A 19,784-nucleotide genomic window follows, 5' to 3' on the forward strand; every position below is an offset into this window, starting at 1 on the left:
TCAAAAAACCAAGGGAGCCCCTTGGTTTTTTTGTAGCTGCGGCTAGTAGTAACTAATTTTCCATCAGCCATTTTGTTACAATCTCTGATTTTTCCGCATCTAATAGATTTCCAGGCATTTTTTTCGTGCCTTCGTTGACAATCTTCAGAACTTCCGCTTCAGAATATTTACCTTTCATATTTGTTAAACCCGGGCCAACAGCTCCTTGTAATTGATCGCCGTGACAAGCGGCACAACTTTCTTTATAGATTTCTTCCCCATCCATTGCTGTACTGGATTTAGTTGATGAACAGCCCGTTACTAATATAAGCGCCAACACTACAGCCACCCACAGTCGACTCACGATGTTTCCTCCAAACACATTATAATTGTTCTTTATAACTATCTTAATAGAGTTTGGATGCGAAATTTCACCTCAAATATGAACAAAAATGTAAACTTCGCGCTATAAAGGACATATGGAGTGTTCAATAAACAGCTAATCACATCTTAGGAACGAACGTGGGCAGGCAGGGTTATATTTGATACGCTATTACCTTCAACCAATTTGAAATCTATCATATTTTGTATTGGTACTTTCTCACCTTGAATTTGTTTAAAAAGTAAATCTACTGTTTTTATGCCAATAAATTCTTCATCTTGTTGAATGTGAGTGAAAACCATAGCGTTATACAGCCGTCCGGGATGGTCGAAACAAGCAATGGCATAATCTTTAGGAACCGATTTTCCAAGTGATTTAAGTACTTGGGCTAGTACACATGCTATTTCATACTCACAAGCAATGAATGCGGTCACCTGTGGATTTTCCTCGATAAACTTCTGCAGTTTCATCTCATCCTCAAAAACCTGCTCTGATTGCCTAAATGTCGGCAAGGTACAGAAAATATCCGTTAATAAATAATTTGGACTAACTCCCATTTCCCTCTGCGAATATGCCGTCATAAATCCTTGAATTCTCTCTTCGATTGATGAGGTGTATTCTTCTGGCGGGGAAACAAACGCAATATGCTTATGTCCTTTGGAAAACAAAAACTCTGTTAATTCCTGAGTCGCTGTCTTATTGTTTGTATAAACGGCACAAGCTTGAATTCCTTTTAAATATCTGTCAATTAAGACGAGTGGAAATCCCTCAAGTACCAGTCGTAATAAGTTTGCTGTGTAATGCTGCCCGTGGACTGGACAAATAATAATCCCTTTTACCCCCTGCTGAATCATGGAATGAATGGCTTCTTCTTCTTGTTCTTGGCTGCCATATGTCAACTTGACCAACAGGTTAAACTTCAATTCAGAGCAGCGTTTCTCAATATTATTCAGCATTATCCTTCCAAAACTATCGGAAAAGAACTCAGGTATAATCAGACCAATCAATCCATTCACGTCTTGATCCTGATGTTCCCTTTGTTCCAGCTGATTCTTTGAATCAACTGTTCCAAAATCAGGAAGGGTCATAGAAACATAGGAACCTTTGCCTCTAATGCGCTCGATTGCCCCAATTTGCACCAATTTATCAAGCGCCTTTTTCGAAGTGATTCTACTGACTTGAAATTGGTCCGCTAGTTCTCTCTCTGTGGGAACTTGATCCCCTGGTTGTATTTTACCGTTCTCGATCTGATTTAATAAATTAATATAGATTTTTTCATATAATGGAATTTCCATGTTAATCCTCATTTCGTTCAAATGATATATTAAATATATTATATAATACAACTCATTACAATGCATTAAAAAATATATAATTTTATGGCGGTTCAACTAGTCCGTTTTCTAGGAAAAGAAAGAAAATCATTAAAAGATATGACCGAATTATAGTACTTTTATATCATTTTTTATTAAGAATATAGTAAATATTCAAAAAATATATTGACTTAATATAAATATATCAATTATCCTATCAACATATAAAGTTAGAAAATTAAGGCAAGGGAGGAATGAATTAGGTTGGGGCATTGGCATCATTTTTATATTCAATTATGAAATCGTTTTCTTTTGCTCAAAACAATAAATGAGAGAATGGGTGAGAGTGTATGAAAATGAAGAAGTATAAGCGATTAGCAGTTGTTTCCCTTATCACTGGAAGTGTATTGTTGAGTGCAGCATGCTCGAATCAAAGCGCTTCGACAAAAGACAGTAATAAAGAAGTCATTAAAATTACATATCGATCTGGTGGAGGAACGAACAAAGGGTTTACAGATTGGCTCAATAAAGAAATTATCCCGGAATATGAAAAGAACAACCCCAAAATAGACATTCAGCTGGCACCATTAAATGTCTCGGAAGGGGATTACTTTGCGAAAATTGCCTTAATGCTGAAATCCAAAAATACAGCGCCTGATATCGTAACAGAGGATACCTTTATGGTGAATTCAGATGCGAGCGCCGGTTATTTGACACCGCTTGATGATAAGATCGAGGGTTGGAGTGATTGGAGCAACTATACCGAAAATGTTAAGCAAGGTGTTATTGCGCAGGACGGAAAGATTTATGGGGTGCCTTTTAACACAGACTCCCGAGGACTTTGGTATAACAAGGATCTATTCACGAAAGCGGGCCTTCCAGTTCCGTGGGAGCCTAAGTCATGGGATGATATCCTGCAGGCCGCAAGAACCATAAAAGACAAGCTTCCTGATGTGACACCGTTTTGGATGAACTCCGGAAAAGCAACAGGGGAAGCAACATCGATGCAAACATTTGAAATGTTGCTTTATGGAACGAAAACTCCTCTTTATGATAACGATTCGAAAAAATGGATTGTAAAGAGCCAAGGACTTACGGATACCTTCAAATTTATAGATACGATTTATAAGGAAAAGCTTGGTCCAAATCTTTCTCAAGTATTAAATGGACAGGCAGGTGCTGTGGCCTATCAGCAATTAATGCCTAAAGGCAAGCTGGCCATTGGCTTAGACGGAATCTGGCAGACAGGTACCTGGGGTGAGACTGGCGCAGTACCTTGGCCTGAAGCCTTTACGACGTTAGGATTTGCCGCGATGCCAACCCAAAATGGGGAAGCGCCTGGAACCATCACGATGTCCGGCGGATGGGCACTCTCTATTCCAAACAATTCAAAGCATAAAGATGAAGCATGGGAATTTATTGAATTTGCCTCAAGCAAGGAACACACTCTGTCACTTCTAACAAAAGAAAGAAATTTGACAACGCGTGATGATGTTGCACAAGAGAAGTCGTATCAGGAAATTCCGATGTTTAAGGAAGCGACTGAATTTTTGAAATTTGCTCAATTCCGTCCTGCCGTTGATAAATATCCAACTGTATCCACACAAATTCAATCACTTGTCGAGGACGTTGTAACAGAAAAATTAACTCCAGAGCAGGCTGCAAAGGAATATCAGAAAAATGTGACAAAAATTGTCGGTCAAGACAATGTGATTGAAAAATAATCATCCACAAAAAGTAAAATAAAGGTTACCTTTTTGTTCTTTGTAAAAGGTAACCTTTGTTTTAAATATAATCGACCGGGGTGTGAAATGAATACAAATACGGTTGTATCACCAACAGTCGCCATAAAAGAGAAGAAGAGAAAGGATCATACTCTTGTAAAATCGGTTCTCTTCTTATTGCCGGCATGGATCCTATTGCTTGTCTTTTTTGTTGGACCTATATTACTAACTTTTTATTTTGCGTTTACGAATCTTGCGTTAACAGGAACAGAGGCTAAGGAAATTCAGTTTATCGGATTTCAAAACTTTTTATCCATGTTTGAAGATCCCAATTTCCGAATCAGTGTTGTAAAAACCATCGTGTTCTTGCTTTTTTCTGCCGTTATTGGCCAGCAGGTTTTAGGGTTCATTTTGGCTGTCCTTATGAAGGAGAAAAACAAAACGTTTCGTCGAATCATCGGCATCATTGTTCTTGCCGGCTGGGTAACCCCTGAAATTGTGGTAGCTTTTTGCTGGGTAGCATTCTTAAGTGATAACGGAACCTTAAATTTAATTTTGCAGCATATAGGCTTAAAGCCGGTTACGTGGTTATACACCTTTCCGATGGTTAGCGTAGTCGTTGCGAATATTTGGCACGGAACGGCCTTTTCGATGCTCGTTTTCCAAGCAGCCTTAGATGATGTTCCGAAAAGTGTGGAAGAGGCAGCTATGATGGATGGAGCCTCTCGTTTTCAAGTCATGTTCCGCATTGTACTGCCGATGGTTAAAGGATCAATCGTTACCAATATGGTTCTGGTAACCTTGCAAACATTAGGTGTTTTTACCTTGATTTTTTCTATGACAGGCGGAGGGCCTGGAACATCAACACAAACTCTTCCTATTTTTATGTACAACCAGGCATTCGTCAATTATCAACTTGGTTATGGAACGGCGATTTCACTCATCCTGCTCGTCATCGGTATCGGTGCAAGCTTGATTTATATCCGTTCTATGAAGGTCAATCTTTAGGAGGAGTTACTGTGAACCATTATAAAACTGAAAAACTGGTTCCATACATTATTTTAACAGTTCTTGGAATCATGTTTCTTTTACCGCTTTTGTGGGTGTTGTTTGCATCCTTCGATCCAAATGCCCAGCAAGCTTTAAAAATGCCCAGCTCCTTTACGGTAAACAACTTTACGTCAATCTTGGCGGATCCTGCCAATCTTCGTTCCTTTGGAATTGGACTGTTTATCTCATTAGGACAGGCAGTGCTAGTTGTAGTTGTTGCCGTTATGGCAGCGTATCCACTTTCACGTTATGCCTTGAAGTTTAAAAAGCCATTTATGTATACCATTTTGTTTATGACCGCTTTGCCGATTACTGCGGTAATGGTGCCTGTCTATCAACTCTTTATTTATATCAACATGCAGGATTCTCTCATCGGGACCATTTTGTTTTTGACTGCATCCGGGCTGCCCTATGCGATTTGGATGATGAAAAATTTTATGGATTCTGTTCCATTGGAATTGGAAGAGTCTGCGTGGATCGATGGAGCATCCGTCTGGGCAGGATTAAGGAAAGTGGTTGCCCCATTAATGATTCCTGGCATTTGCACGGTCGCCATCTTTACCTTTTCCGGAAGTTGGGGGAACTTTTTCGTGCCGTACATCTTAATCCAGACCCCGGATAAATTTCCTGCTTCCGTAACTATTTTTCAATTTTTTGGTAACTTTGGAATGATTGAATACGGAAAACTTGCTGCTTTCTCGCTGATTTATACGATGCCTTCAGTCATCTTGTATATGTTTTCACAACGTTTTATGTCCCAAGGCTTCAGCTTAGGTGGAGCCTCCAAAGGATAATCATTATTTAGAGGAGCGTTTGATATGTTTTGGACTATTGAAAAGTTGGAAAGACGGATAGAGGAACTAGATTCCTATCGGTATAGAAATGTTCAGCCAGTGGCATCATTACAAGCTCAAGACGATGATGAGGGCAAGGTTTCGCAACGGCCACCCGAAGACGGGCCATGGAGAACAATGAATATACGGGAAAGATGGGAAGGACGCGATAAGTACATTTGGCTTAAAACACTCATCCCAATTCCTGAAAATTGGGAACAACAAAAAATTGTTGGTGTTTTTGATTTTGGAAAAACAGGCGGCGGTCATAATTCAGGGTTTGAGTCACTGCTGTATGTAAACGGGGAGCCTTATCAGGGAGTAGACATGAACCATCAAGAGGTATTTTTAGATAGAAGTCTGGCAGGGACGACCATTGAAATGTGCTTCCGGCTGTGGTCAGGGCTCGAAGGCGGAGGGAAGCCAACGCTGCAGGAACACCAGTTGAAAACGGCCTTTATCGCCTGTCTGGATGAAAAGGTAGATGATCTGTATTACACAGCTAGGGCTGCACTAGCGACGATCGAGTATCTACAGGAAAATCAGCCTGAAAGGCAAACCCTGCTAAAAGCCTTAGACAGGGCTTTCCTGAAGATCGATTGGTCTGTTCCTGGTTCAGAGGGCTTCTATGATTCCCTTTATCAAGCACAAACGACCTTAAATGAAGAAATCGAACGAATTCCGAAAAATTATCCTGTTACCGTAACGGCCATCGGACACACTCACATTGATGTGGCCTGGTTATGGAGGCTGAAACATACTAGAGAAAAAGCCGCACGCTCTTTTTCTACCGTTCTTCGTTTAATGGAGCAATACCCAGATTACGTTTTTTTACAAACACAGCCTCAATTATATGATTATATTAAAAAAGATTACCCGGAGATTTTTAAACAAATTGAAGGAAGAGTTCAAGAAGGCCGTTGGGAAACAGAAGGTGGAATGTGGCTGGAAGCAGACTGCAATCTGACATCGGGGGAATCACTTGTCCGTCAATTGTTGCTGGGTACTAAATTCTTCCGCGAAAACTATGGGAAGGAATGCGAATATTTGTGGCTTCCAGATGTTTTTGGATATAGCTGGGCACTTCCGCAAATTTTAGTGAAATCCGGCATAAAAACCTTTATGACTACTAAAATTAGCTGGAGCCAGTTTAATAGAATGCCGCATGACACCTTTAAATGGAGAGGGATCGATGGAACAGAAATTTTAACTCATTTTATCACTACCCCTGAGGATGACCGCTGGTTCTATACATACAACGGACAGATTACTCCCCGTTCGGTAAAAGGGGTTTGGGAAGCGTATCGCGATAAAGCTGTGAACCAGGAGTTGCTCATTTCCTATGGCTATGGAGATGGCGGCGGCGGTGTAAATCGTGAAATGTTAGAGATGAGAAGAAAATTAGATAAGATGCCGGGCATCCCAGCTGTTAAGACAGGCAGAGCGGATGAATTTTTTAAACGCCTGCATGAGACTGTAGACAATACTGATCAGTATGTTCACACGTGGGATGGAGAATTATATCTGGAGTATCACCGCGGAACCTATACATCTCAGGCGTATAATAAACGGATGAACCGTAAAATGGAGCTGCTTCTTCGTGAAACAGAATGGCTGAACACCTTAAATAGTGTACTTTCAGGTTCATGGTCAGCATATCCAACACAAGACTTGGAAGAAAGTTGGAAGATCGTGCTGCGCAATCAGTTCCACGACATCATTCCGGGATCATCCATTCACGAGGTTTATGAAGACAGCAAACTGGAATATGCTGAAGCGTATGAGCTTGCGGTTAATGCCCGGAAGGAGGCTTCACAGTCTTTAGCCGTAAATCATGGCAAGCATATGTATTCGATTTATAATTCCTCTTCGTGGAAACGAAATGATACCGTAAAAATCAACACGAACACGACTGGAGAATTAGTGTGGAAGAAAGAGACCGGAGAGGTATTGGAGGCCCAGCAAACAGCCGATGGAGAATGGCTAGTCAAAGTTGATGAAGTTCCTTCCCTCGGAAAAAGCTCCGTTTATTATGAACAGGGAATGAATGTGACAGCTTCACCTTTCCATGTTTCTGGAAATAGTGTTACTTCCAACTATTATGAGATTTCATGGAATGATAGTGGTCAGCTGACGAGACTATATGACAGGAAAAATAAAAGGGAAGTTTTAGCTCCTAACGCACGAGGAAATGTATTCCAGGTATTTGAGGATAAACCAATGCAATTTGATGCATGGGATATCGATCTTTATTATCAAGAAAAGATGAAAGAGATCTCGACTTTGAAGGGATCGAAAGTCATTGAAAATGGTCCAATCCGATGTGTAGTTGAGTTTATATGGGCCTATTCGAACTCGGTCATCAATCAGAAAATGACTTTGTATGCGAACAATCCGCGTATCGATTTTGAAACAAAAATTGATTGGCATGATCAAAACCAACTGTTGAAGGTAGCATTCCCTGTCGAAATTCGGGCAACGGAGGCGACATACGATATTCAGTATGGAAATGTAAAGCGTCCAACGCATTGGAATACAAGCTGGGATTACGCTCGGTTTGAAACAGTCGGCCATCAGTGGGCCGATCTATCTGAAAGAGATTATGGTGTGAGCATATTGAACGATTGCAAATACGGACACGACATTAAGGATAATGTCATGCGCCTTACCTTATTAAAATCGGCTACTTATCCGGATATAGAAGCAGACCAAGGTGAACATTTGTTTACGTATTCCTTGCTTCCCCATACTGGAAGCTGGTATGAAGGAAATACTGTACAGCATGCGTGGGAGCTCAATAATCCATTAACCTACGGAGAAGGCCAGACAGAATGTATATCACTTTTCAATGTGACTGCTCCGAATGTGATGGTTGACGCTGTTAAAAAAGCAGAAAATGGTGACCATCTCATTGTCCGGTTGCATGAATTTGCTGGTGCAAGAGGAACAGTCGAAGTAACTAGTGATTTCCATATTGATTCCTGGCAGGAATGCGATTTAATGGAAAGAAGTACTTCCGAAGTACGAGGAAATGAGTCTTTTGCGTTTGAAATTAAACCATACGAACTTAAGACATTTATCGTTAAGTTAAGATAGGATAAAAGCAGTGCCATTAATCAAACAGTCAACTAGTCAAAGTTAGTTGACTGTTGTTCTACATTAAAATTGAAATCGCATTAATAATACAGTATAAAGGACCATATCTAGAAAAGACTGAAATCAATTCAATTGATTTCAGTCTTTTCTCTTTTTCAAGTAATCATTTCGATACCTGGCAGGTGAAGAGTTCATCATCGTAGTAAATACGCGTGTAAAGTAATGCACGGATCCAAAGCCGGTAACATCAGCGATTTCTTTAATTGGAGTGCTTGTCATTTCAAGCAGGCGAGCTGCTTCGCGTACCCTTTCCTTGCGAATATAATGGGAGAAACTTTCACACAATTCATTAGAAAAGAGCCTCGATAAATGACGACTAGAAATGTGAAGATAGTCGGCGACATCCTCTAGCTTCAAGGATTCTGATAAATTATCGCGGATAAACAATTTTGCTTGATACAAGTGTGTAGGAGAACTATTCGAAAAGATTTTTTCAGGACTGCGGTTTCGCTGATTTGCTTCGGAAAACAAAGAGTGAAAGGACAGTATGAGTGTGTGTGCCATACTAGTAATTATATTGAAATCGTCGCCGCTCCCGTTTGACGTATAATCTACTAATGCCCTCCAGATTAAGGCCGTTGGAGAATCATCTGCCTCACTGATACAAATCCTATTGGTTCTCGCCAGTTGATTAAACCTGTGACTGGCCTCATCCATTGATTTTTCATGTAAAATCTCAAATGCGACAAATACAAGAAACAGTCCTGTTTCACTTAGAATTTGATGATGAATGTTCGGACGAGATAAAAATAATGTCCCTTTCTTTAACCGAAATTGGTCATCCAAGTCTTTATAAAGTCCTTCTCCACTTAGTACATAACACACTTCATAAAAGGAATGCCTATGTACGGGATTGTTGAAATGCTTTGGGTTCACCCCCCAGTAATTCACCTTAAAGGCAATTTCTTCTCCAAGCGGCCCCAGGGCATATTGATTTAAACTTCCTTCACTGTGTTTACATGATTGAACGATCAAAAACATCCCTCCGATGTCTTCAAAAGACAAAAAAACAGCCTATTTGGATAAAGACAGAAACCCATTATTTTCTTAAAATTATAACAATTATATGATCAACCTTAAAGGAGGAAAAAGAATGATTACTTTAAAGGAAGCTGAATTTTACCAAGAAAATGGATACTTGCTTGTTAAAGGAGTTTTTTCAAAAGAGGAAGTAGAGAGAATGAAAACCGCAGTAGAACGGATTATTCAACGTGCAGCCAATACAAAACATGATCGAAATCATGCATGGCAAGGGGAGTACATCCCAGCGAACGAGTTAAAAAAACTGGTGTTAAAAGGATTTCATGATGTTCATTATCATGATGCAGCCTTTTCTAGAGCGGTAATCCATCCCAATATGGTGTCTATTTTGCAAAAGCTGATCGGACCGAATGTGCAGTTACATCACTCCAAAATGCTGGTTAAGCCACCTGAAAAGGGAGCAGCTTTTCCCATGCATCAGGATCATCCTTATTTTCCTCACGAAAGTCATACTATGTTGGCTGCTAGTGTTCATCTTGATGATGCAGACTTGGAAAACGGATGCCTGAGGGTCATTCCAAAATCTCATCAAGAAGGTCCCGTTTCACATGTAGGCCGTCACTACTTAAATCATAAGGAATATCCGATTTCCATAGGGACCCCGTGCCCTGCCGAAGCAGGTGACGTTCTGTTTTTTAATTATTTAACGATCCACGGGTCGGATAGTAATCGAAGTGACCGGCCGCGGAGAAACGTATTATTCCAATATCGGGACCCGTCCGATAAACCGACTGCCGATGTACACGTAAACTGGGGGCAAGGCTTGATGGTCTGTGGAGAAAACCCGACCTTCCGTGATTATCATGCAGATTTTGCCTCGAAAATAGTGAAATGAAAATATAATACAACTAGTCAGTGAAATAAATGAGCTGGGAGATACATTTTCCAAGCTCATTTTTTATGTGTAAGTATCGTTAACACATTTATGGTAATATCTTTTAAATAGACCGTTAAAAAGAGAGTGTGGAATTTGGAAAGGCTGAAATCAATAAAGTGAGGGTTATGAATGATTTTTACCTATGCGATTACACAAGATAACCAGTTGATAAAAGATGTAAAGTTGGAGGAATTAAGGTCAGATCGTTTCAAATTTTATTGGGTGGATTTTGAGGAACCAACGGAAGAGGAAACAAAGTTGTTAAGTGAATTTTTCCACTTTCATCCCTTGGCGATTGAAGATTGTCTGCATTTTATCCAGCGCCCCAATATGAATTATTATGATGGAGTCCTATTCTTTGTTTTACATTCATTAAGTAAAACAATAAGGTGCGAGGAGATAGATGTTTTTGTGGGAGAAAACTATGTCGTTTCTTTTCATAAGGAAAAGGAAGAGGCGATAGATGTGGTTAAGCAAAAATTATCCGCAAGTAATGAAATGGAAATGGCTGGCCCGTTATATATTCTTCATAGCATTATAGATGAATTAGTAGATTGCTATTTTCCGATTTTGCATCAAATTGAGGACAAGCTCAATGAATATGAAGAGAAGGAAGCAAGCAGCAAAAAAATCATCGAAGAGGTTTATGAGATTCGCAGAGATCTGATTCGTTTGCGGAAAACGATCATTCCGATGAGAGATTTGTTATACCGGATGATAAACTCGAAGCGGATTCAGGACACAAAGCAAATTCACCATTATTTTTCCGATATCTATGATCACTTGATGAAGTTAACAGATATGGTTGCTTCTAATCAAGACGTTACTTCTGATATGAGGGAGAATTACATGTCCGTTCAATCCAATCGAATGAACTCCATTATGATGACACTTACCGTGATCACCACCATTTTTATGCCACTTACATTTATTGTGGGCGTATACGGAATGAATTTTGAAAATATACCAGAGTTACATTGGAAATACGGCTATTTTATTACGCTCGGGGTTATGGTGATAATAGTCATAGTAATGATTTTTTGGTTTTACAAAAAAGGCTGGTTATTTAAAAAGTAATGCAAATAATCTAGAAATATTATCCTTTCAAAATAACAACCCCGCTATCACTAAAAAAAGTGGCAGCGGGGTTGTATTTGTTTATAAATTCACTCAGATGATCATTGTTTTTTCTTAGCAGTGGACTCTCTTATGATTAACTTGGTTGGTAAAAGGATTTCCTGAAACGGTTCTTCTTTGTTTTCCATTCTCCAACAAAGTTGTTCGACTGCCTTTTTACCGTAATAATTTAAATCGATATCCATCGTTGTAATCGTAGGGGTTGCAATTTGTGACAATTGCCCATTATCAAAGCTGCATACAGAGGCATCTTCCGGTACTTTGAAACCTCTTTGCTGCAATATGGATGTAACTAGGAAACCTTTGCCGTCATTCACACAAAACCATGCTGAAGGCATGTCTTGAAGACCGTTAAGAAATAAATTGATATCATGCTGATTTTCCTGTGTGTTGGTTAATATGAAATCTTCATTAGGGCTTATCCCGTATCTTTTTAAAGCTAGCAGGTATCCTTCTAATCGTTCTTGATAGCTAGGAGAAATGTCCACATTACCTACAAACGCTATTTCACGATGCCCTAATTGAATTAAATGTTCCACAGCAGTGTAGGCTCCGAACCGATTATTGGTCAGGATCGAATCAGCTTCTAGGTGCGGTTCATGATGATCAATTAAAACAGTAGGGATCCCCGTATTTATTATCGTAGAAATATAGTCCGTACTGATATGAGATAGGATTAAAATGCCATCGATTTCGTGATTTATTAATAAGGAAGGCAGCGTTAAATTATTTATTGCTTCGCTATCTATCGATTCAATAAACAAATTCATCCCCCGAGCTCTAAGCTCTTTTTCAACACTTAAGTAAATTTCACCAAAAAAGCTTTTAAGTGAAAATGCATAATCAGAAGCAATTAGAGCGATGTTTTTTAGTGTCTTTTTTTCAACTTGCTTTTGATTCCTGCTATTAGAATAGGAATAACCTAATTCATCTGCAGTAGTTTGTACAAGCCTGCGGGTATCTTCACTAACTCCCGGCTTTCCAGATAACGCTTGGGAAACGGAGTTTTTCGAGATATTTAACCGATCCGCTATATCCTGCATAGTCACTTTTTTTTCCATTTCTTTGATCTCCCTTAATCTATATCTTAATAATAATTTGTCATTGTTTGTAATTTTATTGTAACGTTACAAAATAAAAATTACAATAGTTATGTAGATGACAGAAATGTAAGTTATTTATTATAAAATTTATGGTTTTAGTGATTAATTGTTGACTTTATTAAAGTAAGGTGCAATAATTACGTCTGTAAGGTGATAAAATACATGACTAAATAGTTACTTGTTGTTTTGTAATTCTATCAATGCTTGTTGAGAAATGAGGGATTTGGGTTAATACCATAATTTTTGACTTGGATTACAAATAGTATACTTTTTTTTGAATGCTGTTGATAGCGCTGTCAGATAAGGCAGTTACGCCATCAGAAACACGTGTGATTAATTGAATAGTGTAATTATAGTTTAGGGCATTACTACTTTTATTAAAAGGTTGGATTAGATATTAGTCATTGGAGGAATATAAGATGAAAATGAAAAAAGTAGCATCAATCTTATTCGCGGCTTCTCTTACAGTTTCTGGCCTTGCAGCCTGTTCTACAGGTAATAACACAGGGCAAGAAACAGGTAAAAAGGATGGAGTAACAACAATTGAATTCTGGGCTGCTCCAAACCCAACACAGCAAGTATATTGGAAGGAAGTTGCAGCAGAGTTTACAAAGGAAAATCCTAAGATCAAAGTTAATGTAAGTCCTATGAAGGAAAGCCCGACATCTGAGGCAAGTATCCAATCTGCGATTGCAGGTAAAAGCGCGCCTACCATGTCTGAAAATATCAACCGTGGGTTTGCTGCTCAATTATCTGAAAGCAAAGCGCTTGTACCATTAGATGAATTAGATGGATGGGATGAAGTAAAGAAAAACCGTAACATGGAAAATACGATGAAGGGCTGGGAGTTTGCGGACGGCCACCAATACGTATTACCAATTTACTCAAATGCGATGTTATTTGGCTGGAGATTGGATGTTTTAAAAGAGCTCGGGTTTAACGAGCCGCCAAAAACTTATAGCGAAATGTTAGATGTAGCGAAGAAATTAAAAGCAAAATATCCTGATAAATATTTATGGGCAAAAGCAGACCTTGCTGATCCAACAGCTTGGAAAAGATGGTTCGACTTCTTCATGTTGTATGATGCAGCATCAAATGGTAACAAGTTTGTTGAGGGAACAAAATTCACAGGTGATCAAAAAGCTGGTGAACAAGTACTGGGCTTAATGGATGATCTTCGTAAAGCTGATGGACTGTTAACAAGACAGTCAAAAGATCCGTTCGAAAGTGGTTTAGGAATTTTTGTCGATGTGGGTCCTTGGACTATTCCATACTGGGAAGAAAAATTCCCGGAAATGAAATTCAACGAAACCTATACATTGACACCTCCACCTGTTCCAGATGGTACAGATACTACCAATGTAAAAACGTTTGCTGATACAAAAGGTCTAGTTGTTTACGCGTCTGCAACAAAAGAACAACAAAAAGCAGCGATGGACTTCATTAAGTGGGTGTATTCAAAACCTGAAAATGATTTGAAATGGCTTGAAAAGACAAGCTTACCACCTGCCCGTGATGATTTAACATCAAACGATGCGTTTAAAGCGTTCTTTGACAAAAATCCAGCATTACAACCATATGCAGCCGCAGTTCCAAACGGTATCCCGCCGATGGATAATTCAAAATACAATGATATTCAGACTTTAATTGGTCAACATGCCTTCAATCCAGTGGTAAAAGGTGAGAAAAATCCGAAAACTGCCTGGAAGGACATGCAAGAAGCAATTGAGGGGGCTCTTAAATAATGAGCACAAAGCAAGGAAGGTTGGGCTGGCTATTTGCCAGTCCTTATCTTATATATGCGGTCGTTTTCTTTCTAATTCCACTGGTATGGTCACTGTTTTTATCCTTTACTGATTGGAATTTGATTGCACCAACTTTTAGTTTCGTTGGTATGGAAAATTACATGGAGGCTTTCAAGAGTCCAGGGGTTCAAAGTGCATTTTTTGTAAGTTTTAAATTTATGGCATTGTTTGTGCCGTTAGTTGTGGCATCTTCGATTATCGTTGCTTTAATCGTTCAAGGATTACCTAAATTTAAAGGTCTATTTTTAATTGGTTTTTTCCTGCCTTATTTAGCATCAGGGGTTGTATCGTCATTTATCGTTAAAGGGATCTTATCTTACAACAGTCCAGTGAATGAATTTTTGAGGGGCTCATTTGGATTAGATATAAACTGGCTTGGAACACCTTTTGCTGCACTCTTTGTCGTTGCGATGATTATCGCTTGGAAATTCACTGGCTACTATGCACTGATTTTAACGTCAGGACTTGAGAGTATTGATAAGGAAGTTTATGAAGCAGCTAGTATTGATGGGGTAACAGGCTGGCAGCGTTTTTGGAAGATCACCTTTCCACTTCTGTACCCGGCTTTGTTTACAGTATTAATCCTATCGATTGGTGTTACGTTTGGTATTTTCACAGAGGTGTATCAGTTAACAGGTGGAGGACCAAATTTTGCAACTAATACATGGCAAATGGAGATTTTTACAAGAGCATTCACGAATCTTCAAGCGGGTTATGCTTCAGCGATTGCCATTATTGCGTCTGTAGTAACGTTTATTTCAATATTTATCATTCGAAAACTCTTAGAAATGTGGGGGAAACGAAATGGGTGGAGCTAAGAAAAACGGATTATTGTTTCGTTACCTAATTGCCGTTGTTCTCTTACTGATTATGATCTTTCCGTATATTTATATGGTGTTAAATTCCTTTGCTGTTTGGGATCAAGTAGATAAGAAGCTCATTCCAACAGAGTACAGCTTGAAATCATATCAATGGCTGCTTGGTGGAGGCGAAGCGGTCATCCCAAGGCCATGGCTGAATGCGTTTTTTAATAGTTTTATTGTTTCTGGTGCATCAACGTTTTTAATGATGGTTACAGGTGTTATGGTTGCGTATGCCTTAGCGAAAATTCCTTTTAAAGGTAGAGACACCGTTAATAACGTGATTTTATTTCAAATGTTTTTCCCGGCGATTATTTTGTTAATCCCTACGTTCCTTGTGATTCAAAGACTCGGCATGTATGACTCTTATTGGGGAATGATTTTACCAAAAGCCCTCAGCTTATGGGCGGTATTTATGTATACCAACTTCTTTAAGGCGATACCAGATACATTTATTGAAGCCGCAAAGTTGGATGGGGCGAGTGAATTGCAAATCATGTTTAAAATCGTCCTGCCAATGTCGAAGTCGATTTCGACTGTTATCTTCTTATTCTTGTTTATGGAAAGATGGACCGAGTTGTTATGGGATATGTTAGTCGCGAAGAGCGATAATATGCTAACTTTAAACGTCCTTTTATCACAAATGTTTGGTCCTTATGGCGGCTATCCAGGGCCTATGTACGCGGCAGCGGTGTTATTAACCATGCCAATCATTATTATCTTCTTACTATTTGCGAAAAAGTTCCAAGAAGGAATGCAATTTACACTTAAGTAATTAATAGGAGTTTTAGTACGATGGTGAAATGGTGGAAACAATCGACTTTTTATGAAATCTATATGTCAAGCTTTAAAGATGGAAATGGTGATGGAATCGGCGACTTTACGGGGATTACCTCTAAACTCGACTATCTTAAAGAATTGGGGATTGACGGATTGTGGCTGACTCCGTTTTATCCATCACCAAAGGTCGATAATGGCTATGACATTTCCGACTATTATGGAATTGATCCGGATTATGGCACGATGGCGGATTTTGAAATGTTTATACAAGAAGCGCATCAACGTGGGATCAAGGTCATCGCCGATTTAGTGCTCAATCACACTTCTTCTCATCATCCATGGTTCCAGGAGTCAAAGTCCGCTAAGGATGATTCGAAGCGTGATTGGTATATCTGGAGAGATATGCCGAATAATTGGGAATCATTCTTTGGCGGACCGGCTTGGGAATACGATTCGAGGACGAATCAATATTACTACCATGCCTTTGCGAAGGAACAGGTGGATTTAAACTGGGCCAACCCTGAAGTGAAACAGGCGATGTTTGATGTGATGAAATTTTGGCTTGAAAAAGGAATCGATGGTTTCCGGCTTGATGTCATCAACTTCTTAAAGGTGAATGATTCGCTTCAGGACAATCCATATGATTGGGAGAAAAAGGAACAAATTCATTTGTACGATAAAGACCAAGAAGGAATTATAGCGACGATTGAGGAAATTGCCGAGTTTGTTCATCAATATCCAGATAAATTCCTTGTTGGTGAGGTAGGTTCCGAGGATTTGGAAGTTCTAAAAAAATATTCGGGCCTTAACAAATTAGATGTGGTGTTTAATTTTAATATCGGGAGTATGGCTGAGTTTGATACAGATAGGCTCTTTGGGCAATTAGTGGAAACAGAGAAAATCTATGATTCTACTCAAATTCCAACATTATTCTTTTCTAGTCATGATATGTCCAGGCATATTTCAAGATTTGGCGGCGATAATGATCGTGCCAAACTGGTTGCCACTCTAATGCTGACGGCAAAGGGTGTCCCCTTCATCTATTTTGGCGATGAAATCGGGATGAGAGATTGGATTACAGACGACCTATCGAAAATGAAAGATATTCAAGGAATCATGGGCTATACGCTCGCATTAGAAGCTGGCAAGTCACCTGAAGAAGCCCTAATGGTTGCGAATGAAAAATCGCGCGACAAGTCACGTACCCCGATGCAATGGAATGAACAGGACAATGTCGGCTTTTCAGAGGGGCTGCCGTGGATTACGGTTCCAGACGATGCCTATAAAGTTACGGTTGAAGACCAAATAAATAATCCAGAATCGATGCTTTCTTTTTATAAAAAATTGCTGAAGCTGCGAAAGGACCATTCATCGCTGCAGTTCGGGGATTATGAAGTTTTGCGAAATGAAGAGGGAATGATCTATTTTGTCAGAATGGATTCAGTTGAAAAAATATTAGTTGTTTTGAATTTCACTGATCAACCAAGAACACTTGAAGTGGAGGGAGCAGCCTCCATGAAGTTGTTACTTTCAACACATCGAACAAGGCTTGATCGTGAAAATACCGTAACAATTTTAGCGAATGAAGCAATGATCCTAAAGGGGGAAATAGGAAATGGCCTTGTTAAGGAAAGGTAATGCTCAAACATGTGAACAGCTGTTAGAGGAATATAAATCGAAACCACAACCAACCAATCCGGAAAAAATCGTATTCTCCGGCATTGGGGAAAATGATGTCTATAATATAAGCGCACCGTTTGAGGATGAGGGAGAGTTGGTCATTGCCGGACGAGTGGAATCACGTGACAGTGAACACTCCAATGTATACTTCTTTGTCGAAAGAAACGGCGAGTGGGTGCCAAGAGAAAATGCGCCAGTCTTGGAATTGCAAGATCCTTTCTTTACTCGAATCTCAGGAGAGCTAGTAGTGGGGGGCGTTCAAATATTCCCTCATCCAACGAATGAAGGACAACTTGGCTGGAGAACCGTTTTTTATAAAGGTCAATCGATTGCAAGCCTGCAAGAATTTACAAAAGGTCCTGACGGAATGAAAGATCTGCGTTTAGTCGAACTAAAGGATGGAAGCATTGGAGTATTAACCAGACCTCAGGGTGAAAAAGGCGGAAGAGGAAAAATTGGCTGGACTAGTATTTCTTCCTTAGAAGAATTGACTGTTGATGTGGTCAACGAAGCGCCGTTACTACAAGGGCAGTTCATTGATGAAGAATGGGGCGGAGCCAACGAGCCGCATCTTTTATCAAATGGTCTTGTTGGAGTATTAGGACATGTTGCCTCCTTTGATGAAGAAGGAAACCGCCACTATTACCCAATGGTATTTGCCCTTAATCCAGAAACAAGTGAATTTTCAGATATGGAGTTAATCGCAACTAGAAGTCAGTTCCTCCCTGGTCCAACGAAGCGTCCAGACTTAGAAGATGTCGTCTTTAGTGGCGGACTCGTTCGAAAACCCGATGGAACGGCTGATATTTATGCAGGAATTAGTGATGCAGAAGCTCAAAAAATTACCATTGTCGATCCGTTTTTACAATACGAGCGGTAAATCTGATACAACAAAGGAGTCATTAAAATGAATGTTTATAGATTTGAAGAGAACCCTCTAGTTACTCCAGCAGATGTGAAACCGCATCGAGCTGATTTTGAAGTGATCGGTGCTTTTAATGCAGGTGTTACAACGTATAAGGATGAAATTATCATGCTTCTTCGTGTCGCTGAACGACCAATTAGTGAAGACCCGAATATCATTAAATCGCCCATTTATAATCCCAAAACAAATGAACTTGAGATTTTAGAATTCCGTTTAGATGATCCTGCGTATGACTTCTCTGATCCACGTGTGATTCGAAAAAGCGGGGATGTACATTCATGGGACTATTTAACATCTATCGCCTACTTGCGGATTGCAAGAAGCAAAGATGGCGGTCATCATTTCACCATCGATGAGAATCCTTTCGTTTACCCTTCTAATGAGTTAGAAACATTTGGGATAGAGGACCCAAGGATTACTAAGATTGAAGATACTTATTATATCTATTTTAGTGCGGTTTCACCTGTTGGTGTGGGAGAATCGATGGTTTCCACCAAGGACTTCATAACTACTGAACATCATGGGATGATTTTTGCACCGGAAAATAAAGATGTCTTAATTTTCCCTGAAAAAATTAATGGAAAATATTACGCACTCCACCGTCCTGTTCCGAAAAGTGTAGGGGAGCCAGAAATGTGGATTGCTGAATCAACTAATCTCCTGCATTGGGGGAATCACAAGCATTTACTAGGTTTACGTGAGGGCATGTGGGATAGCGCTCGTATGGGCGGAGGGGCTGTTCCGTTTAAGACAGAAAAAGGCTGGCTGGAGCTTTATCATGGTGCAACTGAGGATCACCGCTATTGTATGGGAGCAGTTCTCCTAGATTTAGAAAATCCCACAAAGGTCATTGCACGCTCCAACCAACCGATTCTTGAGCCTGAAGCAGACTATGAAGTAGAAGGGTTTTTTGGGAATGTAGTCTTTTCATGCGGTGCAGTTGTTGAAGGCGATGTAGTTAAAATGTTTTACGGTGTTGCTGATACATCAATGGCATGTGCGGAATTAAGCTTAAAAGAAATCTTGGATTCATTAACTTATTTATAATTTGAAAAATTAAGTGCCAAAATCCTGAGACTGATTTTGGCCTTTTTATTATGTTTTACGCTACTAGAGGCTTCACTAATAAAACGGAAATA

The 19,784-nt window shown here is 39.6% G+C and carries 16 protein-coding genes; 12 read left to right on the plus strand and 4 right to left on the minus strand.

Annotation, left to right across the window (positions count from 1 at the left end):
• Positions 1-52: 52 nt before the first annotated feature.
• Both COJ96_RS13150 and COJ96_RS13155 read right to left on the minus strand, forming a co-directional pair.
• Entirely contained in the window at positions 53-343 is a 291-nt protein-coding gene (locus COJ96_RS13150; RefSeq protein WP_098573948.1) for a c-type cytochrome, read from the minus strand.
• Positions 344-489: 146 nt separating this feature from the next.
• On the minus strand, positions 490-1,656 hold the full coding sequence (locus tag COJ96_RS13155) for a GntR family transcriptional regulator (protein ID WP_180230107.1): 1,167 nt from the start codon (positions 1,654-1,656) through the stop codon (positions 490-492).
• 374 nt (positions 1,657-2,030) lie between these two features.
• Here COJ96_RS13155 and COJ96_RS13160 point away from each other — a divergent pair, with 374 nt between their 5' ends.
• From COJ96_RS13160 to COJ96_RS13175, 4 genes are all read left to right on the plus strand, one after another.
• Positions 2,031-3,398, plus strand: a complete 1,368-nt coding sequence (locus COJ96_RS13160; protein ID WP_180230108.1) for an extracellular solute-binding protein — start codon at positions 2,031-2,033, stop codon at positions 3,396-3,398.
• An 87-nt stretch (positions 3,399-3,485) separates the two neighbouring features.
• Entirely contained in the window at positions 3,486-4,406 is a 921-nt protein-coding gene (locus tag COJ96_RS13165) for a carbohydrate ABC transporter permease (protein ID WP_098573954.1), read from the plus strand.
• 71 nt (positions 4,407-4,477) lie between these two features.
• Positions 4,478-5,242 carry a carbohydrate ABC transporter permease gene (locus COJ96_RS13170; protein ID WP_098574090.1) on the plus strand — a complete coding sequence of 255 codons (765 nt, stop codon included), beginning with the start codon at positions 4,478-4,480 and terminating at the stop codon, positions 5,240-5,242.
• Between the two features lie 24 nt (positions 5,243-5,266).
• Entirely contained in the window at positions 5,267-8,377 is a 3,111-nt protein-coding gene (locus tag COJ96_RS13175) for an alpha-mannosidase (protein ID WP_098573956.1), read from the plus strand.
• 138 nt (positions 8,378-8,515) lie between these two features.
• On the opposite strand, the gene COJ96_RS13180 is transcribed toward COJ96_RS13175, so the two are convergent.
• Complete coding sequence (locus tag COJ96_RS13180; protein WP_180230109.1) at positions 8,516-9,412, minus strand: helix-turn-helix transcriptional regulator; 897 nt, start codon at positions 9,410-9,412, stop codon at positions 8,516-8,518.
• A gap of 118 nt (positions 9,413-9,530) precedes the next feature.
• Between COJ96_RS13180 and COJ96_RS13185 the strand changes: the two genes are divergently transcribed.
• On the plus strand, positions 9,531-10,313 hold the full coding sequence (locus tag COJ96_RS13185) for a phytanoyl-CoA dioxygenase family protein (RefSeq protein WP_098573960.1): 783 nt from the start codon (positions 9,531-9,533) through the stop codon (positions 10,311-10,313).
• 171 nt (positions 10,314-10,484) lie between these two features.
• Positions 10,485-11,432: a magnesium/cobalt transporter CorA gene (corA, locus tag COJ96_RS13190; RefSeq protein ID WP_098573962.1), complete on the plus strand. Its 948-nt coding sequence runs from the start codon at positions 10,485-10,487 to the stop codon at positions 11,430-11,432.
• Positions 11,433-11,533: 101 nt separating this feature from the next.
• Here corA and COJ96_RS13195 read toward each other — a convergent pair whose 3' ends face one another.
• The gene (locus tag COJ96_RS13195; RefSeq protein WP_098573964.1) at positions 11,534-12,553 is read right to left on the minus strand and encodes a LacI family DNA-binding transcriptional regulator; all 1,020 of its coding nucleotides are present in this window, start codon (positions 12,551-12,553) and stop codon (positions 11,534-11,536) included.
• A 467-nt stretch (positions 12,554-13,020) separates the two neighbouring features.
• Between COJ96_RS13195 and COJ96_RS13200 the strand changes: the two genes are divergently transcribed.
• The 6 genes from COJ96_RS13200 to COJ96_RS13225 are packed head-to-tail and all read left to right on the plus strand — an operon-like array spanning position 13,021 to position 19,692.
• A complete protein-coding gene (locus tag COJ96_RS13200; RefSeq protein WP_098574092.1) occupies positions 13,021-14,340 on the plus strand; it encodes an extracellular solute-binding protein in 1,320 nt (439 codons plus the stop codon).
• Positions 14,340-15,218, plus strand: coding sequence for a carbohydrate ABC transporter permease (locus tag COJ96_RS13205; RefSeq protein WP_098573966.1), 879 nt, complete (start codon positions 14,340-14,342; stop codon positions 15,216-15,218). Before COJ96_RS13200 ends, COJ96_RS13205 begins: the two co-directional genes overlap by 1 nt.
• Positions 15,205-16,035 (plus strand): carbohydrate ABC transporter permease, encoded by an 831-nt coding sequence (locus COJ96_RS13210; RefSeq protein ID WP_098573970.1) that lies wholly within the window; start codon positions 15,205-15,207, stop codon positions 16,033-16,035. The genes COJ96_RS13205 and COJ96_RS13210 overlap by 14 nt, the downstream gene beginning before the upstream one ends.
• A 20-nt stretch (positions 16,036-16,055) precedes the next feature.
• Positions 16,056-17,678, plus strand: coding sequence for a glycoside hydrolase family 13 protein (locus COJ96_RS13215; RefSeq protein ID WP_098573971.1), 1,623 nt, complete (start codon positions 16,056-16,058; stop codon positions 17,676-17,678).
• The gene (locus COJ96_RS13220) at positions 17,656-18,600 is read left to right on the plus strand and encodes an MTP-1 family protein (RefSeq protein ID WP_098573972.1); all 945 of its coding nucleotides are present in this window, start codon (positions 17,656-17,658) and stop codon (positions 18,598-18,600) included. Before COJ96_RS13215 ends, COJ96_RS13220 begins: the two co-directional genes overlap by 23 nt.
• 27 nt (positions 18,601-18,627) lie before the next feature.
• Positions 18,628-19,692: a BtaManbiosPhlase gene (locus tag COJ96_RS13225; protein ID WP_098573973.1), complete on the plus strand. Its 1,065-nt coding sequence runs from the start codon at positions 18,628-18,630 to the stop codon at positions 19,690-19,692.
• The last annotated feature ends 92 nt before the right edge of the window (positions 19,693-19,784 follow it).

Source organism: Bacillus sp. AFS073361, assembly GCF_002567005.1.
In the GTDB taxonomy this organism is placed as follows: domain Bacteria; phylum Bacillota; class Bacilli; order Bacillales; family Cytobacillaceae; genus Neobacillus.

Bases quoted from the DNA above. Each gene is read 5' to 3' on its own strand.
- COJ96_RS13155 (WP_180230107.1), bottom strand. From the start codon at position 1,656: ATGGAAATTCCATTATATGAAAAAATCTATATTAATTTATTAAATCAG.
- COJ96_RS13160 (WP_180230108.1), top strand. From the start codon at position 2,031: ATGAAGAAGTATAAGCGATTAGCAGTTGTTTCCCTTATCACTGGAAGT.
- COJ96_RS13165 (WP_098573954.1), top strand. From the start codon at position 3,486: ATGAATACAAATACGGTTGTATCACCAACAGTCGCCATAAAAGAGAAG.
- COJ96_RS13170 (WP_098574090.1), top strand. From the start codon at position 4,478: ATGTTTCTTTTACCGCTTTTGTGGGTGTTGTTTGCATCCTTCGATCCA.
- COJ96_RS13175 (WP_098573956.1), top strand. From the start codon at position 5,267: ATGTTTTGGACTATTGAAAAGTTGGAAAGACGGATAGAGGAACTAGAT.
- COJ96_RS13185 (WP_098573960.1), top strand. From the start codon at position 9,531: ATGATTACTTTAAAGGAAGCTGAATTTTACCAAGAAAATGGATACTTG.
- corA (WP_098573962.1), top strand. From the start codon at position 10,485: ATGATTTTTACCTATGCGATTACACAAGATAACCAGTTGATAAAAGAT.
- COJ96_RS13195 (WP_098573964.1), bottom strand. From the start codon at position 12,553: ATGGAAAAAAAAGTGACTATGCAGGATATAGCGGATCGGTTAAATATC.
- COJ96_RS13200 (WP_098574092.1), top strand. From the start codon at position 13,021: ATGAAAAAAGTAGCATCAATCTTATTCGCGGCTTCTCTTACAGTTTCT.
- COJ96_RS13205 (WP_098573966.1), top strand. From the start codon at position 14,340: ATGAGCACAAAGCAAGGAAGGTTGGGCTGGCTATTTGCCAGTCCTTAT.
- COJ96_RS13210 (WP_098573970.1), top strand. From the start codon at position 15,205: ATGGGTGGAGCTAAGAAAAACGGATTATTGTTTCGTTACCTAATTGCC.
- COJ96_RS13215 (WP_098573971.1), top strand. From the start codon at position 16,056: ATGGTGAAATGGTGGAAACAATCGACTTTTTATGAAATCTATATGTCA.
- COJ96_RS13220 (WP_098573972.1), top strand. From the start codon at position 17,656: ATGGCCTTGTTAAGGAAAGGTAATGCTCAAACATGTGAACAGCTGTTA.
- COJ96_RS13225 (WP_098573973.1), top strand. From the start codon at position 18,628: ATGAATGTTTATAGATTTGAAGAGAACCCTCTAGTTACTCCAGCAGAT.